The following is a 16,647-nucleotide window of genomic DNA, read 5'->3' as shown; positions in this document are numbered from 1 at the left end:
CGAGCATGCCGCGATCGGCGGGTGCAATCAGGGTGACGGCCTCGCAGTCGACAAAACCGCTCTGACGCAGCCGCTTGAGCAGGCGGCCGTCGCCGTTTTCGAGCGCGGCGTCGACCAGAAGCACGTTGCAGCCGGCCGCCAGGGCAGCGGCCTGGTCCGGCGTAGCCGCAATCTCGACGCCACCGCCATGCGCGCGGATGGTGCGGGCGATGGCATCGGCCTCGACGGCGTTCTTGGATACGATCACCGCGCGCCGGTCGGAGAGGATGCTGTGGCGATATTGCGGCGGCTCCGTTGCCGCGGTCGCCGGGATGTCGAAGACGAATTCGGATCCTTCGCCGAGCCGGCTCGAAACCGAGATCGTGCCGCCCATGGCGATCACCAGCCGCTTGGAGATGGCAAGGCCGAGACCCGCGCCGCCATGCACCCTGGTCGAAGTGCCGTCGGATTGCTCGAATTCCTCGAAGATGCGCTCCACATCCTCCTCGCGCAGCCCCGGACCGGTGTCGGCGATGGTGAAGCAGATGCGGTCGGTGCTCTCGGTGCGGGCGCGCGCGACGGTAAGCAGCACGCCGCCTGCGTCGGTGAACTTGACGGCATTGCCGATGAGGTTGAGCAGCACCTGGCGCACGCGGCCGGGGTCGGCGGTGATCATCTGCGGCACGTCGGGCTCGACATGGCAGCCGAGGCCGATGTTCTTGGAGAAGGCCTTCGCCGCCAGCAGCTCGATGATGTTGTCGGCGATCTCGCGCAGCGACGTCGGCTGCGGCTCGGGATCGAAGCGGCCGGCCTCGATCTTGGAATAGTCGAGCAGGTCCTCGATCAGCGCAAGCAGCGAGCTTGCGGACGTCGAGACGGCGCCGACATAGGTGCGCTGCTCGGGCGAGAGGTCGGTGTCGGCAAGCAGCTTCGCCATGCCCATGATGCCGTTCATCGGCGTGCGGATCTCGTGGCTGACGGTGGCAAGGAAGCGCGACTTGGCCTGGCTGGCGTATTCGGCTCGCTCGCGGGCGGTGATCAGCGAGGATTCAGCGCGCTTCCGGGCGGTGATGTCGCGGGCGATCGCCCGGTGCGAAACAGCGCCGGTATCCCTGTCGCGCACCGAGAGCTCGATCCAGGAGAACCAGCGAGGCCCGTTCGGCGTGCGGATGGCGACGTCGGTGGAACTCAGGCATTCATGGTCCGAGAAGGCGGCGTCGGGCACGACGCCCACGTCTATGCCGAGCTCGGAAAGCGTCTTGCCGGCGAGATCGCGCTGGTCGGTGTCGACGAGCGAGGCGAACACCTTGTTGGCGTGGACGATATGCCCGTCGCGGTCGCGATGGACGACGAGATCGCCGAGCGCATCGATCAGGCCGCGAAAGCGCTCCTCGCTCTCCTGCATCTCCCACATGCGGTCGGCGAGCGTCTCGATCTCGGCGCGGCTGCGGGCGGCGGTCTCGTCGAGAAGTGCAGCGGTGCGGCGCTCAATGTGCTGGTTGCGCAGATGCATCACCAGGCCGCACAGACTCGTCGCCAGGAGGCCGATAGTGATGAAGATCGGCGCCCCGGTGAGATGCGCCAGCCCGGCCAGCACGACGATCGCGACGATCGTCAGGAACGGCAGGCCTTCGCGGCTGGCCGTCGGCAGTTCGGGAGCCAGCGGCGGCGCGATAAGCACCTGCCGCTTCGGCGCGCCCGGACCCAGTCCGTCATCGCCTGCGGCTTTGCTGTCCTGTCTGAGGTCGGAGTCCGCGAACATGCGGGAAACCCTGCCAGACAGACATTATGGAAGATTGCGGCGGATCGTTCGAATTTTAGTCTTCCACGCCGATTTCGGCGGTTTTCGCTCGTTTTGATGCAATTCCGGACGGAAAACCGCCAAACACTTTTCCTGGAATTGCACTACATATCGACGACCACGCGGCCCCTGATCTTGCCGTGGACGATGTCGCGCGCTGCGTCGATGATGCCGTCGAAGCCGATCGAGCGCGACAGGGTCGACAGCTTCTTGAGGTCGAGATCGATGCCGATGCGGCGCCATGCCTCGAGGCGGACCGGTTTCGGCGCCATGACGGAATCGATGCCGAGCAGCGAGACGCCACGCAAGATGAAAGGAGCGACGCTTGTCGGAAGGTCCATGCCGCCGGCCAGGCCGCAAGCGGCGACCGCGCCGCCATAGGACGTCATCGAAAGCACATTGGCGAGCGTATGGGTGCCGACCGAGTCGACGCCGCCGGCCCAGCGTTCCTTGGCGAGCGGCTTTGCCGGCTGGCTGAGCTCGTCGCGCGAGATCACCTCGGCCGCGCCGAGGTCGATCAGATAGGGGCTTTCGGCATTGCGCCCGGTCGAGGCGATCACGTGGTAGCCGAGGGTGGAGAGGATCGAGATGACGACCGAGCCGACGCCGCCGGCGGCCCCCGTCACCACCACCGGCCCGCGATCCGGCACGATGCCGTGCCGCTCCAGCGCCATGACGGCGAGCATTGCGGTATAGCCGGCGGTGCCGACGGCCATCGCATCATGCGGGCTCATGCCGTCGGGCAGCGGCACCAGCCAGTCGCCTTTGACGCGGGCGCGCCCGGCATAAGCGCCGTAATGCGTCTCGCCGACGCCCCAGCCGTTGAGGATCACGCGATCGCCCTTGCGCCAGTCGGCATGGGAGGAGGAAATGACGGTGCCGGCGAAATCGATGCCGGGCACCAGCGGCCAGCGGCGCACGACCGGGGCCTTGCCGGTGATGGCGAGCCCGTCCTTGTAATTCACCGTCGTCGCCTCGACGGCGACGGTGACGTCGCCTTCCATCAGGTCGGCTTCGGTGAGGTCGACGACGTCGACCGACTGCTTCTTCTCGGCGTCGCGCGAAACGAGGATGGCTTTGAAGGTATCGGACACTCTTGTCTCCTCGTCTGTGGCGATTTGTCTACGCAGTTGCGGGCGGAAAACCGGTGCAGATTTTGCCTCGAATTGCTCAGGAGCCGACTTTGCGGCGGTGGCAGCGTCAGGTCAATCGGCTCAGTCCTGGGGCCTGGTTTCCCGGCGCCAGCCGATCAGCTCGTCGAAGACAACTAGGGCTGCGCCGATGGAAATGAAGGCGTCGGCGAGATTGAACACCGCGAAGGACCAGACCGGCGTGTGGAACAGGATGTAGTCGATGACGTGGCCGTAGACCGCGCGGTCGATCAGATTGCCGAGCGCGCCGCCGACAATGAGGGCGAAGCCGATCCGGGCAACGACGTGGCGGGCGGGCGTGCGCACTGCCAGATAGAGCACGAAGGCGACGACGAGCGCGGCGATGACCACGAGGCCGGTGTCGCCGAAGGAGGAGAACATCGAGAAGGCGATGCCGGTGTTGTAGGTGCGAAACAGCGCCAGGAAGGGCAGGAGATCGACCTTTTCCTGGAAGGCGAGGCCATTCTCGACCAGCTGCTTGATCCACTGGTCGAGCGCGATGGCAACGACGACCAGAAGGGCGTAAGGGGACCAGGATTTCACGATTTCGCAAGTCCTATCGCGTGTCGGTGGCGGGGTCGAGCTTCAACGCGCCGCGCCGGATCTCGAACAGCATCACGCCGGTGGCAACCGCCAGATTGAGCGAATCGGCGCGGCCGGCCTGCGGGATCCTGAGCAGCCGATCGCAGCTTTCAGCGAGACTGTCGGGCAGGCCCTGCTGCTCGTTGCCCATCAGAAGCAGGACCGGGCCCCTGGAGAAGTCGACCGAGCGATAGTCGACGGCGCCCTTCAGATGCGTTCCTGCGACCAGGCCCGGAAAGTCGCGCCGCCAGGCGAGGAAGGCCTGCTCCGTCGCCCTTGCGACCGGCACGGCGAAGATCGAGCCCATGGTGGCGCGCACCGTTTCCAGCGAAAACGGATCGGTGGTGTCGCCGACCAGGATGATGCCTTTGGCGCCGACGGCATCGACGGTGCGGATGACGGTGCCGAGATTGCCAGGGTCGCGCACGCGGTCGAGCGCAACCCAGACGTCGCCGTCTTTGGCGCGGATGTCCTTGAGCGGCAGCGTCTGCTGCGCGAAGACGCCGACGACCATTTGCGGATTTTCGCGGCGGGTGATTGCTGTGAGCACTTTTTCCGAGACTTCGAGCACGGTGCCGCCGGCAGCGACCGTGCGCGCCGCGACCTTTTCTATCGCCGCGTTGCCGCGCCCGGCCTTGGCGAAGACCAGCGTCCTGATCAACCAGCCGAGGTCGAGCGCGTCGATGACCAGCTTCAGGCCTTCGGCCATGAAGGCGTTCTGCTGGTCGCGGAATTTCTTCAGCGCCAGCGCCTTGATGTCCTTGACCAGCGGATTGGCGAGGCTGGTGACTTCCTTGACCTGCCCGACCGGGCGATGTCCGTCATGTGGTGCCATTCAAGCCACCCAGCGCGAGAACAGCGAGGTCGACAGCGCGCGGCCGGCGGACTTCTCGCGGATGATCAACTCACCGGATTCGACCGTGCCGCCCATGCCGGCGAAGGTATCGCGCATCAGGGCATGGATGGCGAAGAAGGAGGCGCGGATCGAGTAGGCGGTCAGAACCACGGCGAGCGGCTTCGGCGTCAGGATCGAGCGGCAGAGGTCGGTGAGCCCCGGCAGATCCTCGAACAATTGCCACACTTCGCCCTTCGGGCCGCGGCCATAGGCGGGAGGGTCGAAGAGCACGATATCGTAGCGGCTGCCGCGGCGCTCCTCGCGCTCGGCGAACTTCACCGCATCCTCGACGATCCAGCGGATCGGCTTGTTGGCGAGGCCGGCCATCTCCTGGTTCTCGCGCGCCCAGCCGATCGCCTTCTTCGAGGCATCGACATGGGTGACTTCGGCGCCCGCGCGTGCGGCGACCAGCGAGGCAAGCCCGGTATAGCCAAAAAGATTCAGCACCTTGACCGGACGCCTGGCCGCCGCGATCAGCCCGGCCATGTGGTCCCAGTGCGAGGCCTGTTCGGGAAAGACGCCGACATGGCGGAACGAGGTGAAGCGGCCGAGATAGTCGATGCCGTCGTGCTTCATCGGCCAGGTCTCGCCGAGCGGTGCCTTCGGGAAGCGCCAGCGGCCGATGCCCTCCTCGTCGGTGTCGCCGGTGAAGATGGCGTCGGCGCGCTCCCATTCCTTCGCCGGAAGCGCCCGCTGCCAGATCGCCTGGCCCTCGGGGCGCACGATGCGGTAGGGGCCGTACTGCTCCAGTTTTTCGCTGGCGCCGCTGTCCAGCAGCGCATAGTCGGCGTTGGGCGCGACTTCGAGGATCAGCGGCAGGCGCTCGGCGGGCAACGGACCTTCGCGGCGCAAAAGAATGCGCGGCGCAGGTTTCGCCTCCTGCCGATCCGGGGATTTCGTTTCATGACGCTCAGCCTTCGCCTGTGGCCGCGCCGGCGCGAACGCGTCGCGCTGGCGGGACGGCTCCGCCCTCGCAGAGTGCGGACGATTGTCGCGGCGTTTGTCGCGAAAGGATTTCAAGAAGGATTATCTCCGGCGGTTCGGCCCGCTTCTGCCACAGCTCAACGGGTCGGCGCAACAAAAGCGCGTATCATTGCGACAGCAGGAAGCTCAGTCGCGCGGGATCGACAGCGAGCCAAGAACAAGCGAAATGAAGCCGAGAGCCTTGGCTGCCGTCACCGCCATGTGGCCGGTCTCCCAGCGCAACCGGATGGCGTCGAAATTCCCGGGGATCGGTCCGGGTGTCCAGGTTGCAAGGATGTCGTTGGCCGGTTTGACGAGAACAGTCCAAAGCACGAGCGCCAGCGCATAAAGCAAGGCCGCGGCCAGCACGAACCGGAATGCGGGCCGATCGTCACGCAGCATCCATGCGAGCCACGCCGGACAGATGATCGCCGCGATGTCGAGCGGCGCTCCGATCACGGCAAAGAGTAGAAACTGACCATTGAAGACGGTCGCCTCGCGCCAAAGCGCGGGCGACCATTTCGTCAACCTGGGCAGCGATTCGAGCACATGGGCAAAGGAGGGCCCAAGGCTGAGCGCCGCGATCGTGATAGTCAGGACCGACCAGAAAAACAGGAATCCGCGCATCTCCCATTGAAGGACAACGGTGCCGCAGCGCAGCTGTTCCGACGCTGCCTTGCCGCGGTGTGCGTCGCGGACTTATCGTCCGGTCAAGCAAACAGCAAACCGATGTCCCGTTCCGAACGCCTGCTCGACCTTGTCCAGATCCTGCGCCGCCACCGCCGGCCGGTCAGTGGCCGCACGCTCGCCGGTGAAATGGGCATCTCGATCCGCACGCTCTATCGCGACATCGCGACGCTGCAGGGCCAGGGCGCGCCGATCGAAGGCGAGGCGGGGCTGGGCTATGTGCTGAAGCCCGGCTTCATGCTGCCGCCGCTGATGTTCACCGACGAGGAGATCGAGGCGATCGTGCTCGGTTCGCGCTGGGTGGCGAAACAGCCGGACAAGCGGCTGGCCGCAGCGGCGACGGACGCTCTGTCCAAGATCGCGGCGGTGCTGCCGGACGATCTGCGCGAGGATCTCGACGCCACGACGCTGCTGGTCGGGCCGAGCTCAGCGAGCGTCGAGGCGATCGATCTTGGCGTTGTGCGGCAGGCGATACGCAACGAGCGCAAGCTCGGTTTTCTCTACCGCGACGCTGGGGGCGCCACATCGGAGCGCATGGTCTGGCCGTTCGCGCTCGGTTTCTTCGACAAGGTGCGGATAGTGGTGGCGTGGTGCGAGATGCGTCAGGATTTCCGGCATTTCCGCGCCGATCGCATATCTCATCTCGCCGCCACTGATATTCGCTATCCGCGCCGCCGCCAGGCAATGTTGAAGGAATGGAAAGCGACCCTCGATAAGCCGGGTCAGAACCCACCGAAAGACGCGACTGGGTGACGGCTGCTGCCAGAATCTGACAGTTGGTTGATCTACGTTCACCAAGGTTCAGACACCTTGGAGATAAGACATGACCACGCCCAATTTCGTCATTCTTTACGTCGACAGTCCCGAGAAGAGCGGCGCCTTCTACGCCTCACTGCTTGGACGCGAGCCGGTCGAGTCCTCGCCGACCTTCGTCATGTTCGTGCTCGACAAGGGCTTCAAGCTCGGACTTTGGTCGCGTCACACCGTGGAGCCGGCAGCCGCCGCGGCGGGCGGAGGTGGCGAGCTCGTGCTTGCGGTAGAGAATTCGGCTGCGGTCGACGCCACGCATTCCGATTGGGCCAAGCGCGGCCTGAGAATCCTGCAGACCCCGACCGACATGGATTTCGGCCGCACCTTCGTCGCGCTCGATCCCGATGCTCATCGGCTGCGCGTCTACTGGCCGAGTGAGTAGGCAGTAGGCAGAAGGGTGCTACTTCTTATTCCCTACTGCCTGCCCTTGAGCGCCTTGTAGACGGCGATGCCGGCGGCGAGGTCCTCGAGTGCGGCGCCGACCGACTTGAACAGCGTGATCTCGCTATCGCTCCGCCGGCCCTGTTTCTCACCGCGCGCCAATTCGTACAGGTCGGCGACGATCGCTTCCGGCTTCAGCACGCCGGAAGCCAGCGGCTGGACGATGTCGCCGGCCTCCTTGGTGGCGCCGGCGCGGGTGTCGACATAGACGCGGGCGCGGGAAATCGCCTCATCGTCGCTTTCGCGCATCTGCGGCGTGAAGCCGCCGACCAGGTCGACATGGGTGCCCGGCTTCAGCAGCGCGCCTTTGACCAGCGGCGTCGTGGAAATCGTCGCCGACGAGACGATATCGGCTTCGCCAAGCTCGGCTTCGAGATCGCCGGCCGCACTGGCGGGAAGGCCTTCGGCGCGCAGTGCCGCCGCGACTTTTTCGGCATTGGCCGGCGTGCGGTTCCAGATGTGGATCGACTTGATCGGCCTCAACGCCGAATGTGCCTTGGCGAGGAAGGACGACAAGGCGCCGGCGCCGATCACCAGCAGCCGCGAGGCGTCCTGGCGGGCGAGGTAGGATGCGGCGAGCGCAGAGGCGCAAGCGGTTCGCCACTGCGTCAGCCGCTGGCCGTCGATCAGGGCCTCAGGTTCGCCGGTCACGCCGTCGAGCAGCAGATAGAGGCCCATCACCGCCGGCTTCGCGATAGCGTTGTTGTCCGGCGAGACGGTGACGATCTTGACGCCGATATGGCCGCCGGCCGAGCTGCCCGCGGCGTTGAAGTCCGTCCAGGCCGGCATCAACAGCAACGTCGAGGCGGCGCCGTCCGGCCGTTCGACCGAGTGGTGATGGCGCACCGGCTGCACGGCGCCGTCGCGGAAGGCGGTTCGCAGCGTCTCGACCAGCCCTGGAAAGGTCAGCGCGTGATCGACCTCGGCGGCCGAAATGGTCAGCATGGAACGCTCCGTAACGGTACGCTGTTCAGTTCGTCGGCTTGGGCAGCGCCGGCCCTTTCGGCGCCGTGGGCGCGCGGCTCACTGCTTGGCGCAGGGTCTCGGCCTCCAGGCCGCGCTGGCGCGCGAGTTTGCGGTAGCGGCCCTGCTTCACCCAGGTCGCCAAGCTGCCGACGATCATGCCGATGGCTAAAGCCAGGAACAGGAAGATGAAGAGCGGCAAATTCAGCGTCAGCGCCGGATTGCCCGGATGGAAGGGGTCGAGCGTGAAGGCGACCGGTCCGCGGTTGGCGACGGCAAGCGCGATCAGGATGATGGCCAGCGGCACAAAGACCACGACGAGCATGAAGCGATTGAACATCTAATCTCCGTGGAGAGGCGTCTAAAAGCGCGCAAGTCTTTGTCCCGAAACCGGTCTCCACTTTCGGGAGACATGCTTGAAGCGCCGAGACGTCGTTTCGACCTGCCGGCGCGGCGCTTATTTGCCGCCGTTCAGCCTTTCGCGCAACTCCTTGCCGGTCTTGAAGAACGGCACCCACTTCTCCTCGACCTCGACGGATTCGCCGGTGCGCGGGTTGCGGCCGGTGCGGGCAGGACGGTTTTTCACCGAAAAGGCGCCGAAACCGCGCAGCTCGACCCTGTTGCCCTCGGCGAGCGCGTCGGTGATCTCATCAAAGATCGCGCCGACGATGTTTTCAACGTCGCGCAGGAAAAGATGCGGGTTGCGCGCGGCAATGATCTGCACAAGCTCGGACTTGATCATGAGAACGTTCCCCGTAAACCACTGCGGTCAAATTATCAGGATGATTTTATTGCTTTATTTGGCTCGTCCCGACGATTGTCAAGGGTGCCAGACCGAAACGAGACCGTCAAGGAACAAGCGGTCGGCGCCAAGTTCGTGAATGATGTCGCCGCCGGCGTCCGGCAGGCCGAGCGCGCTGGCGATGGCTTTGGTCATGCTCCTCGAAAACAGGAAACCGCGCCGTTCCGTGTTCTTCCACTCGACGACCTTGAGCTTGCTGTCGACGCCCTTGGTCGCCAGCCAGTCGATCGCCTCGGTCTCGCCGCCGACCGCGTCGACCAGGTGGTTGCCGAGCGCCTGGCGGCCGGTGAAGATCGAGCCGTCGGCCAGCGCCAGCGCCTGTTCACGGGTCATCTTGCGCCGCTCTGCGACGATGCCGACGAACCAGTCATAGCTGTCGAGGATGAGCTTGCGTACCATGGCGCGCTCGTCGTCGTTGGTCGGCTTGAACGGCGAGGGCGAGGCTTTGAGCGGCGACGACTTCACCTCTTCCAGCTTGATGCCGAGCCTGTCCATCAGGCCGCTGACGTCGGGGTATTGGATCAGCACGCCGATCGAGCCGACGATCGAGGTCTTGCGGGCAACGATATGGTCGGCCGCGCTTGCGATCATGTAGCCGGCAGACGCGGCCAGCGTGCCGACCTCGGCCACCACCGGCTTGTCGCCGGCAAGCTTGCGCACTTCCTCGTAGATCGACTCGCCGCCGACCGTGGTGCCTCCGGGCGAATCGATCGACAGGATGACGCCTTTCACGGTCGACGATTTGCGGATCGTCTCCAGCCTTTTGATCAGTTCCTCGTCCTCGGTGATGGTGCCTTCGATCTTGACCTTGGCGATGTGGTCGACGGCCTGGCCGGCGAAATCACCGCCATAGACCCATGCCGAAAACGCGATCAGCGCCGCCGCCAGAACCACAAACGCGGCCACGCGCCAGAAGGTCAGCTTGCGGCGCAAGCGGCGGCGGTCGATCAAGTCGTCGGCTCTCATTGCCATCATCAGCCTCACAATCGGTGGGAAAGGACGCTTTTAAAGCAACCACCCGCGCGGGGCTACCGTTTCCTGACAGGTCTTGGCGCAACGTGGCGGTCACGGCGACCTCACGAAAAATTAACGCAGCCGGCCCCTATCTGCTATGAAGGGCTGGCAGTTCAGCCGAATTCGTCCTAGTCGTGCGGTAGTAACCGTCACATTTTTGCAGTTTTCCTCCGCTTGTGCTTGCTTGCGGGGACCGGCATACCACCTATAGGCGGTGTTTGGCGGGGCAAGGGCTCATTAGAAAACAGTCATGTTGGCGCGATCTAACGAAACGAGCGATGCCGAAACGGTGTCGGCTGCCGCTGGCGAAAGCGGCACGCGTGGTGACGCGTTCGACCGCGCGCAGCGGCATTCGCGCCGCGTGCGGGTGCTGAAATTCGCCGTGCCGGTGCTGGCGGCGGCAATCGCGATCGCCTTTCCGGTGTATTCCTATCTCGCCGCGCCGGTTTCGGTCTCGGTGCAGGCCGACGGCACCGCCTTTTCGGACGGCAAGCTGGTGATGGCCAATCCCAAGCTCAACGGCTTCACCAAGCAGAAACTGCCTTATTCGCTGACGGCGACCAGGGCGACACAGGATGTCGGCAAGCAGGACATCATCGACCTCGAGGGCATCAACGCCAAATTGCCCGTCGCCAGCGACAATGTCGTGGCGGTCAACGCCGCGCATGGCATCTATAATCGCGGCGCCAACACGATGGATCTGACCGGCGATGTCTCGGTGACCACTACTGATGGCATGGTGGCCAAGTTCAAATCGGTCTTCCTAGACATGGGCAAAGGCTCTATGAAGACGGACAATCCGGTCGATGTCAGCCGCGGCGGGTCGCGCATCACCGCCGACTCCATGTCGGTGGAAGAGAACGGCAAGGTGGTGGTCTTCGAGAACCGGGTGCGCGTCAACATCGATGCGGCAAGTCTGAAGGCGGCAGAGGCAAAGAGCGGAGAGCAGAATGCGTCGCAGTAGTTTGGCAAGGCTTGCAGCGGCGGCCTCTCTCTTGATGTTGCTCGGGGCGGCGCCGGCGCTTGCCCAGACCGGCGGCACCAGCCAGATGTCCGGCCTGAAATTATCGGGCGACCAGCCGATCCAGATCGAAAGCGACAAGCTCGAGGTCCGTCAGGCCGACAGCGCGGCGATCTTCAGCGGCAACGTCACCGTCAATCAAGGGCCGACGCTGCTCAAGGCCGGCAAGATGACGGTCTACTACGTCAAGGACGCCAATGCCCCCAAGGGCGCGGCGGCCGGCGCATCGGCGATGACCGGTGCAGCCAACATCGACCACCTGGTGGTCGAGAACAAAGTCTATATCAAATCGAACGACCAAATCGCCACCGGCGACAAGGGCACGTTCGACATGAAGACCCAGGTGCTCGTTCTTTCCGGCAACGAAGTGGTGCTCTCGCAGGCCGACAATGTGCTCAAGGGCTGCAAGCTCACCGTTCAGATGAAGAGCGGTCTTGCCAATGTCGACGGTTGCGGCACCGGCGGTCGCGTCATCATGTCGATCACGCCGCAGAAGCAGGGAGCGCCCCAGAAACAGGGAACCGCCCAGCAGGGAGCGTCGAGCAACTAATGGCCGGCGTATCGTCGCTGCTGGCCCGCCTCCCGGGGCGGGCGGCCGCAAAACCGTCTGCGCCGGCAACGGTCGGCGCCGACGAGGCGAAGTTCAAGGGCACCCTGATCGCCAAGGGCCTGACCAAGAGCTACAAGGGCCGCAAGGTCGTCAGCGGCGTGACGCTCGGCGTGCGCGCCGGCGAGGCCGTCGGGCTGCTCGGCCCCAACGGCGCCGGCAAGACCACCTGTTTCTACATGGTCACCGGTCTCGTGCCGGTGGACGAAGGCACGATCGAGATCGACGGCTTCGACGTCACCTCGATGCCGATGTACCGCCGCGCCCGTCTCGGCATCGGCTATCTGCCGCAGGAAGCCTCGATCTTCCGCGGCCTCAACGTCGAGCAGAACATTCGCGCCGTTCTGGAGGTGGTGGAAAAAAGCCGCAAGGAGCGCGAGCGCACGCTCGACGAGCTGCTTGAGGAGTTCCACATCAGCCATCTGCGCAAGGCGCCGTCGATGTCGCTGTCGGGTGGCGAAAGGCGCCGTCTCGAGATCGCGCGGGCGCTGGCGACGCGGCCAGCCTACATGCTGCTCGACGAGCCCTTCGCCGGTATCGATCCGATCGCGGTCGCCGACATCCAGCAGCTCGTTCGCCATCTGACCGCGCGCGGCATCGGCGTGCTGATCACCGACCACAATGTGCGCGAGACGCTCGGCCTGATAGACCGCGCCTATATCATCCATGCCGGTCAGGTGCTGACGCATGGCCGGGCCGACGAGATCGTCGCCAACGCCGATGTGCGGCGGCTCTATCTCGGCGAGGGTTTTACGCTCTAGACGCGAAAATTTCGGTTCGCCGCAATTTCTCGCTGATTTTTTCCAGTTTCTGGGCAGTCCCGCCCCCGGATAACGCTCCGGTAAGCCGTCACTGCTAGCGTTTGCCTTGACAAGCAAAAGCCGGGCCAGTTTCTATGCCCGACCGAAAAATCATTGTCCGATGCGTAGACGAGGCGTTTGAATCTTACCATGGCGCTGGCGGCCAAACTGCAGCTCAGACAGTCCCAGTCGCTGGTGATGACGCCCCAGCTGATGCAGTCGATCCGGCTGCTGCAGCTCACCCATGTCGAGCTCGAACGCTTCATCGACGAGGAGATCGAGCGCAATCCGCTCTTGGAGCGGGCCGAGACGCAGGATGAGACCGGCGGCGACCAGCCGCAGAAGAGCGAAGCGTCGCCTGAACCCACGGCCGGGGACGACTGGTTCGAAGGCGAGACGGAATGGAGCGCCGAGGCGATCTCGGAAAAGCTCGACTCTTCGCTGGAGAACCTGTTTCCCGACGATCCCGGCAGGAGCGAAAGGCTGGGGCCGGACCTCACGGCACAATGGAAGTCGGCGTCCGGGGGCAGCGCCGGCGGCGCTTCGTCGGAAGGCTTCGATGTCGGCGAGATGGCCGCGACGGTTGTGACGCTGCGTGAGCATGTCGGCGAGCAGATCGCGCTTGCCTTCCCGAACCCTGCCGAACGCCTGATTGCAGGCGAACTCGCCGATGGGCTCGACGAGGCAGGTTACCTGCGCACCGACCTGGAAGAGGTCGGTACGCGCCTGGGTGCGGACAAGACGACCGTGGCACGCGTGCTCACGGTCTGCCAGACCTTCGAGCCAACCGGCCTGTTTGCCCGCGATCTCGCCGAATGCCTGTCGTTGCAGCTTGCCATGCGCGATCGGCTCGATCCGGCGATGAAGGCCCTGGTGGCCAATCTCGAACTTCTGGCGCGGCGGGATTTCCAGGCGCTGAAGCGCATCTGCGGCGTCGACGAGGAAGACCTTCTCGACATGCTGGCCGAGATCCGGGCGCTCGATCCGCGGCCCGGCACCGCGTTTTCGGGCGGGGCGAGCGACGCGATCGTCGCCGATGTCGAGGTGCGGGCGGCCGCCGACGGCAGCTGGGCGGTGGAACTCAACGCCGACACGCTGCCGCGCGTTCTGGTCGACAATGTCTACTTTGCCCGTGTTTCAAGCCATGTCAGGAACCAGGCGGAAAAGGAGTTTCTCGCCGAATGCCTGCAGAACGCCAACTGGCTCACGCGCAGCCTCGACCAGCGGGCGAAGACGATCTTGAAGGTGGCCTCGGAAATCGTGCGCCAGCAGGATGCGTTCCTCGTCCATGGCGTGCGGCATCTCAAACCGCTCAACCTGCGCACGGTGGCCGACGCGATCGGCATGCATGAATCGACCGTGAGCCGCGTCACCGCCAACAAATACATGCTGACGCCGCGCGGCGTCTTCGAATTGCGCTATTTCTTCACCGCTTCGATCGCCTCGGCGGAGGGCGGCGAAGCCCATTCCTCCGAAGCCGTGCGCGACCGCATCAAGCAGCTGATCGACGAGGAGAAGCCCGCCGACGTGCTTTCCGACGACGCCATCGTCGATATGCTGCGGGAAAGTGGCGTCGACATTGCGCGCCGCACCGTCGCCAAGTACCGCGAAGGCATGAACATCCCTTCATCGGTGCAGCGCCGCCGCGAAAAGCGGGCGTTGGCCAACGCCGGACGCTGAGGGCAGTTGACAATCAGCCGGCCTGACCTAGTTGGTGCGGGCTTCGATGAACGGCGGATTTCCACAGTTTTCGTGCTTCATTGACAAGCTGCAATGAAGTGTCTAGAAGCCCGCCCGCATGAGCCGGGCCGTGATACCCGCTCGCGAATGGGTCCGTCAAAGCGAAGGCCTCGGACGGCCAAGAAGGCGACTTGTGATCAACCGGAAAGTTCGGGTCTAAAATCGGCGCGCATGCCGCCGCAAAGCTTGTGCGCGCGCACCACGGGTATAAACTCGGGACAGTTTGAAGCCTGAGCAAGGAAGGTCAGTTTTCAGATGAATCTGCGCATTTCGGGAAAACACATGGACATCGGCGATGCGTTCCGTACGCGCATCAACGATCGTGTCAACGAAGCGATCGAAAAGTATTTCGATCGGGGTTTTTCAGGACATGTCACGGTCATCAAGGCGGGGTCGCGCTTCTCGGCCGATTGCATGATCCGGCTCGATTCCGGCGCGTCGCTGCAGGCGACCGGCGACGCCCAGGACCCCACGCTTGCCTTCGAGGCGGCCGCCGAGCGCCTCGAAACGCGGCTCAGGCGCTACAAGCGCCGGCTGAAGTCGCGCAATGTCGGTAACGGCAATGGCGAGGAGCCTACGGACATCGCCTATACGGTGATGGCGCCGCTCGCCGACGATGAAGAAGACATTCCGGAGGACTTTGCGCCGGTCATCGTCGCCGAATCGACCATGACGCTTCGCACCATGTCGGTGGCATCGGCCGTCATCGAGCTCGATACCAAGGACAGCCCGGTTTTCGTCTTCCGCAACGCCGGAAACGACCATCTCAACATCGTCTACCGCCGGCCGGATGGGAACATCGGCTGGATCGATCCGTCGACGACCAAAGTCGCGCAGGGATAAGAAAGCCGGCCGCGCGAGGGGGACGACCGGCGCGGCAGGCGAGCAAGGGATTTTTCAAGCATGGATCTTAGCGATCTCATCAGCGTTCCGGCTATCATGCCGGCGTTGAAGGCGAATTCCAAAAAACAGCTTCTGCAATTGCTGTCGGAGAGGGCGGCGGCGATTTCAGGGATTCCGGAGCGGGAAGTGTTCGATACCATCCTGCAGCGCGAGAGGCTGGGCTCCACCGGCGTCGGCAACGGCATCGCCATTCCGCATGGCAAGCTGGCGGGCGTAAAGCGGATCGCCGGCGTCTTCGCCCGGCTGGAGACACCGGTGGATTTCGAGGCGCTCGACGACCAGCCGGTCGATCTGGTGTTTCTGCTGCTTGCGCCCGAAGGCGCCGGCGCCGACCATCTCAAGGCGCTATCGCGCATCGCGCGCGTGCTGCGCGACGCCGATACGGTGGCCAAGATCAGGGGGACGCGCGACGCAGTGGCAATCCACGCGCTGTTGTCGGATACGCAGGCCTCGCACGCGGCCTAGCGGAATTCACGCATTTCGGGCGGAAGGCTACGGCGAAGGTGCCGAGCCTAACCGTTTCACACTTTTCCTGGAATTGCTCTGAAGCGTTTCGGGGGTAAAGCCGTAAGAGGGCCGCCGGGAGCGGCCCTTTCCAATTCAGACGATAACCAGGGTCAGTGAATGGCGACCGTGGTCAGATCGTTCTCCAGCGCACCCGCCAGCGCCCGGTCACGGGCATCGGAAAGCAGGATCGGCTGGCCATTGGCGGCAAACAGGGCCCACAGTTCCAGGCCGGGCGCGATTTCGCCGAGACCGGGGAAGCGGCCGCGTAGATCGTCGCTCGATACTTTCCTCAGGTATGCGACCGAACCTTCGCCGAGATGGGCGAATTCGCCGCTGGTCATGGTCAGGGTTTCGTCAGTTCTGGTCATTTCAAGCCTCCTTGGCGCGAGGACGCCACTTCCGGCCGTCCCGCATTAGAGCCATCGGCAGAGATCAGTCTTTCACCGATATGTTTATTTTCCGTACCAGCCGCTCGGCCTCCGGTCGGTCGAGATCGATCGACAAAAGGCCGTTCTTCAATTCCGCACCGACCACCCGCATGCCGTCGGCCAGCACGAAACAGCGCTGGAACTGGCGCGCGGCGATGCCGCGGTGGAGGAATTCGCGCTCGGTGTCGTCGGTCTGACGGCCGCGCACGATCAGCTGGTTTTCCTCAGTGGTGACATCGAGGTCGCTCTCGGCGAAACCCGCCACGGCAAGCGTGATGCGCAGCCTTTCGGCCTTGCCGTCCGAGGCGCCCAGGCGCTCGATGTTGTAGGGAGGATAACTGTCGCCCGACTTCGCCAGACGTTCGAGCGTCTTTTCCATGGCGTCGAAACCCAGAAGAAGCGGGCTGGAGAAGGGCGTCATTCGACTCATTGTTACACTGTCCTCTTAAGAGCGACACAAACTGGAAAAACCCGGATGGCATTTTTCCCGACGGTCTTGATATGGTCCGCCGCGCGATCAAGTTCAAGCCATCAAAACCCCGCCCAAAAAGAC

20 protein-coding genes are annotated in these 16,647 nt (G+C 64.3%); 8 read left to right on the top strand and 12 right to left on the bottom strand.

What is annotated here, in order from left to right:
• The 6 genes from DH10_RS23265 to DH10_RS23240 form a co-directional block, all read right to left on the bottom strand.
• Positions 1-1,741 (bottom strand): hybrid sensor histidine kinase/response regulator (locus tag DH10_RS23265; protein WP_192385388.1); only part of this gene is annotated, 1,741 nt, incomplete at its 3' end.
• 143 nt (positions 1,742-1,884) lie between these two features.
• Entirely contained in the window at positions 1,885-2,874 is a 990-nt protein-coding gene (acuI, locus tag DH10_RS23260) for an acrylyl-CoA reductase (NADPH) (protein WP_192385387.1), read from the bottom strand.
• A gap of 120 nt (positions 2,875-2,994) precedes the next feature.
• Positions 2,995-3,474, bottom strand: coding sequence for a signal peptidase II (lspA, locus tag DH10_RS23255; RefSeq protein WP_192252154.1), 480 nt, complete (start codon positions 3,472-3,474; stop codon positions 2,995-2,997).
• A 13-nt stretch (positions 3,475-3,487) separates the two neighbouring features.
• Positions 3,488-4,348: a TrmH family RNA methyltransferase gene (locus DH10_RS23250; RefSeq protein WP_192252157.1), complete on the bottom strand. Its 861-nt coding sequence runs from the start codon at positions 4,346-4,348 to the stop codon at positions 3,488-3,490.
• Positions 4,349-5,428, bottom strand: a complete 1,080-nt coding sequence (locus DH10_RS23245) for an RsmD family RNA methyltransferase (RefSeq protein WP_192252160.1) — start codon at positions 5,426-5,428, stop codon at positions 4,349-4,351.
• A 90-nt stretch (positions 5,429-5,518) separates the two neighbouring features.
• Positions 5,519-5,998, bottom strand: a complete 480-nt coding sequence (locus DH10_RS23240; RefSeq protein WP_192252163.1) for a DUF1772 domain-containing protein — start codon at positions 5,996-5,998, stop codon at positions 5,519-5,521.
• Between the two features lie 102 nt (positions 5,999-6,100).
• On the opposite strand from DH10_RS23240, the gene DH10_RS23235 reads away from it, so the two are divergent.
• Both DH10_RS23235 and DH10_RS23230 read left to right on the top strand, forming a co-directional pair.
• Positions 6,101-6,811 (top strand): helix-turn-helix transcriptional regulator, encoded by a 711-nt coding sequence (locus tag DH10_RS23235; protein ID WP_192252166.1) that lies wholly within the window; start codon positions 6,101-6,103, stop codon positions 6,809-6,811.
• 70 nt (positions 6,812-6,881) lie between these two features.
• The gene (locus tag DH10_RS23230; RefSeq protein ID WP_192252169.1) at positions 6,882-7,250 is read left to right on the top strand and encodes a VOC family protein; all 369 of its coding nucleotides are present in this window, start codon (positions 6,882-6,884) and stop codon (positions 7,248-7,250) included.
• Between the two features lie 32 nt (positions 7,251-7,282).
• Here the strand turns inward: DH10_RS23230 and lhpI are convergent, their stop codons facing one another.
• From lhpI to sppA, 4 genes are all read right to left on the bottom strand, one after another.
• Positions 7,283-8,254 (bottom strand): bifunctional Delta(1)-pyrroline-2-carboxylate/Delta(1)-piperideine-2-carboxylate reductase, encoded by a 972-nt coding sequence (gene lhpI / locus DH10_RS23225; RefSeq protein WP_192252172.1) that lies wholly within the window; start codon positions 8,252-8,254, stop codon positions 7,283-7,285.
• A 25-nt stretch (positions 8,255-8,279) separates the two neighbouring features.
• Positions 8,280-8,612, bottom strand: a complete 333-nt coding sequence (locus DH10_RS23220; protein ID WP_192252177.1) for a LapA family protein — start codon at positions 8,610-8,612, stop codon at positions 8,280-8,282.
• A 117-nt stretch (positions 8,613-8,729) separates the two neighbouring features.
• A complete protein-coding gene (locus DH10_RS23215; protein ID WP_027165368.1) occupies positions 8,730-9,014 on the bottom strand; it encodes an integration host factor subunit beta in 285 nt (94 codons plus the stop codon).
• 78 nt (positions 9,015-9,092) lie between these two features.
• Positions 9,093-10,046, bottom strand: coding sequence for a signal peptide peptidase SppA (sppA, locus tag DH10_RS23210; protein ID WP_192252180.1), 954 nt, complete (start codon positions 10,044-10,046; stop codon positions 9,093-9,095).
• Between the two features lie 292 nt (positions 10,047-10,338).
• Here sppA and lptC point away from each other — a divergent pair, with 292 nt between their 5' ends.
• From lptC to ptsN, 6 genes are all read left to right on the top strand, one after another.
• Entirely contained in the window at positions 10,339-11,052 is a 714-nt protein-coding gene (gene lptC, locus DH10_RS23205; protein WP_192252183.1) for an LPS export ABC transporter periplasmic protein LptC, read from the top strand.
• Entirely contained in the window at positions 11,039-11,659 is a 621-nt protein-coding gene (locus tag DH10_RS23200; RefSeq protein ID WP_192385386.1) for an LptA/OstA family protein, read from the top strand. The genes lptC and DH10_RS23200 overlap by 14 nt, the downstream gene beginning before the upstream one ends.
• Complete coding sequence (gene lptB, locus DH10_RS23195; RefSeq protein WP_192252190.1) at positions 11,659-12,477, top strand: LPS export ABC transporter ATP-binding protein; 819 nt, start codon at positions 11,659-11,661, stop codon at positions 12,475-12,477. Before DH10_RS23200 ends, lptB begins: the two co-directional genes overlap by 1 nt.
• 189 nt (positions 12,478-12,666) lie before the next feature.
• Positions 12,667-14,196 carry an RNA polymerase factor sigma-54 gene (gene rpoN / locus DH10_RS23190; protein ID WP_192252315.1) on the top strand — a complete coding sequence of 510 codons (1,530 nt, stop codon included), beginning with the start codon at positions 12,667-12,669 and terminating at the stop codon, positions 14,194-14,196.
• Positions 14,197-14,511: 315 nt separating this feature from the next.
• The gene (gene hpf / locus DH10_RS23185; protein ID WP_192252192.1) at positions 14,512-15,099 is read left to right on the top strand and encodes a ribosome hibernation-promoting factor, HPF/YfiA family; all 588 of its coding nucleotides are present in this window, start codon (positions 14,512-14,514) and stop codon (positions 15,097-15,099) included.
• Between the two features lie 60 nt (positions 15,100-15,159).
• Entirely contained in the window at positions 15,160-15,624 is a 465-nt protein-coding gene (gene ptsN, locus DH10_RS23180) for a PTS IIA-like nitrogen regulatory protein PtsN (RefSeq protein ID WP_042641064.1), read from the top strand.
• A 152-nt stretch (positions 15,625-15,776) separates the two neighbouring features.
• Here the strand turns inward: ptsN and DH10_RS23175 are convergent, their stop codons facing one another.
• Positions 15,777-16,034 (bottom strand): BQ00720 family protein, encoded by a 258-nt coding sequence (locus tag DH10_RS23175; RefSeq protein WP_124995408.1) that lies wholly within the window; start codon positions 16,032-16,034, stop codon positions 15,777-15,779.
• A 64-nt stretch (positions 16,035-16,098) separates the two neighbouring features.
• Complete coding sequence (locus DH10_RS23170) at positions 16,099-16,524, bottom strand: Hsp20 family protein (protein ID WP_124995409.1); 426 nt, start codon at positions 16,522-16,524, stop codon at positions 16,099-16,101.
• Positions 16,525-16,647 lie beyond the last annotated feature (123 nt).

This window comes from Mesorhizobium silamurunense (assembly GCF_014843825.1).
Taxonomy (GTDB): domain Bacteria; phylum Pseudomonadota; class Alphaproteobacteria; order Rhizobiales; family Rhizobiaceae; genus Mesorhizobium; species Mesorhizobium silamurunense.
Note: the sequence above shows the minus strand (reverse complement) of the source record. Positions and strands in the feature narration are given on the sequence as shown.